3 protein-coding genes are annotated in these 3,485 nt (G+C 58.7%); all 3 read right to left on the bottom strand.

The features are described 5' to 3' along the window. Positions 1–559: 559 nt before the first annotated feature. The 3 genes from ACEXP3_RS24600 to ACEXP3_RS24590 all read right to left on the bottom strand — a co-directional run bounded on the left by ACEXP3_RS24600 (position 560) and on the right by ACEXP3_RS24590 (position 3,163). Positions 560–1,657 (bottom strand): helix-turn-helix domain-containing protein, encoded by a 1,098-nt coding sequence (locus ACEXP3_RS24600; RefSeq protein ID WP_377299801.1) that lies wholly within the window; start codon positions 1,655–1,657, stop codon positions 560–562. A gap of 176 nt (positions 1,658–1,833) precedes the next feature. Next, entirely contained in the window at positions 1,834–2,601 is a 768-nt protein-coding gene (locus tag ACEXP3_RS24595) for an alpha/beta fold hydrolase (protein ID WP_377299802.1), read from the bottom strand. A 337-nt stretch (positions 2,602–2,938) separates the two neighbouring features. Further along, positions 2,939–3,163 carry a YjiS-like domain-containing protein gene (locus tag ACEXP3_RS24590; RefSeq protein WP_377299800.1) on the bottom strand — a complete coding sequence of 75 codons (225 nt, stop codon included), beginning with the start codon at positions 3,161–3,163 and terminating at the stop codon, positions 2,939–2,941. Between the last annotated feature and the right edge of the window lie 322 nt (positions 3,164–3,485).

Genomic DNA, 3,485 nt, shown 5'->3' with positions numbered 1-3,485 from the left:
AAGCGTAACCAGTCCGCCTCCCTGACTGAAGCCGGAAAACTCCAGCCTCCGCTGGCCCAATGTCTGGGAGCAGTTCAACGGTCTTGATCATGGCCAGCAGCACTTACATCGGCGACAGGTGTGCCGCATGATCGCCATTCAGTGCGACAGATCGGCCGGTCGCCGCTCACCGAGGTAGGCAAATGCAATGCCAGCCTTACAAACGCAGAGTGGGCAGGGCTTTTCGACCGTCGTGCCGACTTCGGCTGCGTGGGCCGCAATGGCTCCAAAGGCGAGATACATCACTGCCGCAGCGATAGCCAAGATGTGGAGGAGGTGGCCGAACAGACGCTGGCGGAAGGAACCGGGGACAGGAATATCGCTCAGCGCCCGCGCGGGATAGATGTCATGATGGAGCCCTCTGGCTTACGGGTGACATCTCCCTGCTATCGTGTTCAGATCGCTGTAGGATTTCAAAGCGGAGGCTCTCCGTTACAGAACAAACGGAGGCAAGGCACCAAGGCCGCGCGACGGCCGCGGAGCGCGCTGGTGCTCGCGATGGGACAGGGTTGGTGCGGCCTTAAAGCGGTGCAAGCTCCATGGTGGAAGGCAGCACGCGGTCCTGCCCACCCTCAAACATCGTGAGACGGATCAGGTTCGAGATGGCTTCGGCAATCGTCGCAAGCGCATCGCGCTCCTCACGCTCGAGCGATCGCGGCACAACGTCGATGACGCAGATGGAGCCAAGCGCAAAACCCAGCGGATCGCGCACCGGCGCGCCGGCGTAAAACCGGAACCCGAAAGGTTCGTTCAAAGTCGGGTTTTCCTTGAATGCCTCACTTCGGGTAAGATCCTCGATGACGGTAAAATCGTTTGCGACAAGCGTCTCGTTGCAGAAGGCCCAATCCCGTGAGGTGCTGTCGCCATCGAAGCCGACCCTGGACTTGAACCATTGCTGGTCCTGCGTGATCAGCGTGAACATCGCAATCGGCGCCCGCAAGGCATAGGCAGCCAGCCGCACGAGTCGGTCAAACCGACCGTCCGCACCAGAGCCGATGAGGGCCGATCTTTTGACGGCGTCGAGCCGGGCCTTCTCATTCCACGGCAGATCGAAGGGGGCAGGATCTGTCTTGTCCTGCAGGCTGGAGCGCAGACAGTCCATCACGGCGGCGCTTGCCGCCGATACATCCGGCAGCATCTGCAAGTGGATGCGTTTTGTACTGCGGGCGACCGGCGAAGCCGCGCCCTTTCCAGTCATCGTGATAATGATGGTTTGCCTGTAACGGGCATCGTTGCCCAGCGTAGCGGCAAGCTTCTTACGCTCACCGTCTTCGGCATGTTCAACGATCAGCAAAGTGGGGGGCGCCGGTTCGAGCAGCTTTTGCAGTGTGTCGAAATCTTCCGCAACGTCGATCAACAGGCCGGATCCGGGAAGTCCGGCCCGGCTCCACTCCGCCCCCCTGCCCTTGCCTGCAAAGATGACGGCATGGGCTGCAAGATCAACGGGCTCCAGCGTCGAATCCTCGATCAGATCCATCACGGCCTGGCGCGGGATGCGACGATGCCCGCCGGGCGTTTTCCAGGAAGGGAGTTGTCCGCTCTCGACCCATAGCTGCGCCGTGCGCACCGAAACGCCAAGCAGCTCTGCGGCTTTTGCCGTCGTCAGAATATCTTTCATCATTCAACTCACGTCTGTGAGATGAAATCTAGTAAAATTTAGAAAATTTGCAAGAAGCGGAAAAGATGGGCCTTTTGCTTACCGCCAAAACTGGGTCGGGAGTAGCCTTACCGGAGGTCCGAAAATTCAAGTTATAAGAAGTGGATCGCCTTCGGCGATCCCATTCCACGACATGTTTACATGGCCGCAGTCGTTTTTGCAGCCTCGTCGATCGTGTCTGCGATCTCCTTGGCGCGGGTGATGAACAGGGCGTGGCTGCCGGAGACCTTGGTGATCTTGGCCTTCATGCGCTCTGCCATATGAACCAGCATGGCCTGATCGAAGGCCTTGTCTTCCGTTGCGATCACAGCCCAACTCGGCTTGCTGCGCCAGGCGGCATTCTTCAACTTTGTACCGAAGGACGACATGTTGATCGGCACTTGGGAGTCGCGCATGAAGGCCGCCTGCTCGTCGCTGACGTCATGGGCAAAACCCTGCTTGAACATTGCCGGCTTGACGAAACCGAACCCGTCGGCACCGATCTCGATGACGAAATCCGGCGTCGGAGCAAAACCTTCATACTGCTGGGCCGTCGTTTCACCGGCATCCGGCGACAGGGCCGATACAAACACCAGCCCCGCAACTTTGGGATGGACGCCAGCTTCCGTGATCACCGTGCCGCCCCAGGAGTGACCGACGAGGATGGTCGGGCCGTCCTGCTGGTCGAGCAAGCGGGTGGTGGAGGCGACATCATCTTCGAGCGATGTGAGCGGATTCTGGACGATCTGGACGTGATAGCCGCGCTTCGTCAGTTCATCGTAGACGCCTCGCCATCCGGCTCCATCGGCAAAGGCACCGTGAACAAGAACGACGTTCCTCACGGGAGCGGCATTGGCCGAAACCGGGGTAAACATCGCGAGCGCAAGGGTCGCCGCGCTCGCCAGGCTGACGGTCAGCTGGGTCATTGCCATTGTCGTGTTCCTTCTTTGGAGTTTGCTTGTGAAGCGTTGAAACCACCTCCGCGCCGGGCAACGGACTGGGAAACGTTGCCCGGCTGGAGGTTGCTGAACCAACCCGCCTGGAGGGGACATGGGGCCGTCGATCAGCGCCTGTAGAATTGCAGGGGATGCACACCTGGCCTATCAGCTATCCGTCTCGCCAAGGTATCCGATGGTATGATCTGACTAGACGTTACATTCATCGGGGCCGCACACGCAGGCACGGGGTCGCCTCAACCGGCGCACGATAGGTTAGGCGTGGCTTATATTGTACGCCATGAGACCCGGCAGGCTAGAGGTGTCCTTAACGTTCAGACCGGCGGGACTTCAAAGCGCTGGCGGGATAATCGAGATGGGACCTGGTCAGACCGATATCCTTGAGCAGGAAGTCCGGCATGTTTCGTAGCGTCTCGATATCCTTGCGCCGTTCTTGCCAGCGGCGAAAGCGCCGATAGATGCCTTCCACAGCGTTGGTGTCGTGCGGGCGCACCGCTCGCGCGATAAGCAACTGTCGCAGATTGTTGATCATCCGTGTCACCGTCCTTGTAAGCGCACCTTCGGCCGATGAGGTTCGGCTGGTGCCATTGAACTGGACACGGTTTTCCCGGATGCGTGACGCACCGGAATTTCAGGGACACGAAAATTGCTTACGGATGAAACTGACAGGACAAGGTCTGCGCCTTTGGGGAGGAGGACCTAATACCAAGTGTCGATGATAGAAACCTATAGGACAGGCTTATCGAGTTTTCTGGCTAGTTGTTTAGCCCCGGCATTTGAATAGCCCCGAGATTTGTAGACGCCTTCTTTCCTAATTTTGAGGCAGGAAGAGCATCATGAGCAAATCGAATTTC

Source organism: Neorhizobium fuzhouense (assembly GCF_042611105.1).
In the GTDB taxonomy this organism is placed as follows: domain Bacteria; phylum Pseudomonadota; class Alphaproteobacteria; order Rhizobiales; family Rhizobiaceae; genus Neorhizobium; species Neorhizobium galegae_A.
Note: the sequence above shows the minus strand (reverse complement) of the source record. Positions and strands in the feature narration are given on the sequence as shown.

Coding starts and splice junctions, on each gene's coding strand:
- ACEXP3_RS24590 (WP_377299800.1), bottom strand. CDS start 3,163: ATGATCAACAATCTGCGACAGTTGCTTATCGCGCGAGCGGTGCGCCCG.
- ACEXP3_RS24600 (WP_377299801.1), bottom strand. CDS start 1,657: ATGAAAGATATTCTGACGACGGCAAAAGCCGCAGAGCTGCTTGGCGTT.
- ACEXP3_RS24595 (WP_377299802.1), bottom strand. CDS start 2,601: ATGACCCAGCTGACCGTCAGCCTGGCGAGCGCGGCGACCCTTGCGCTC.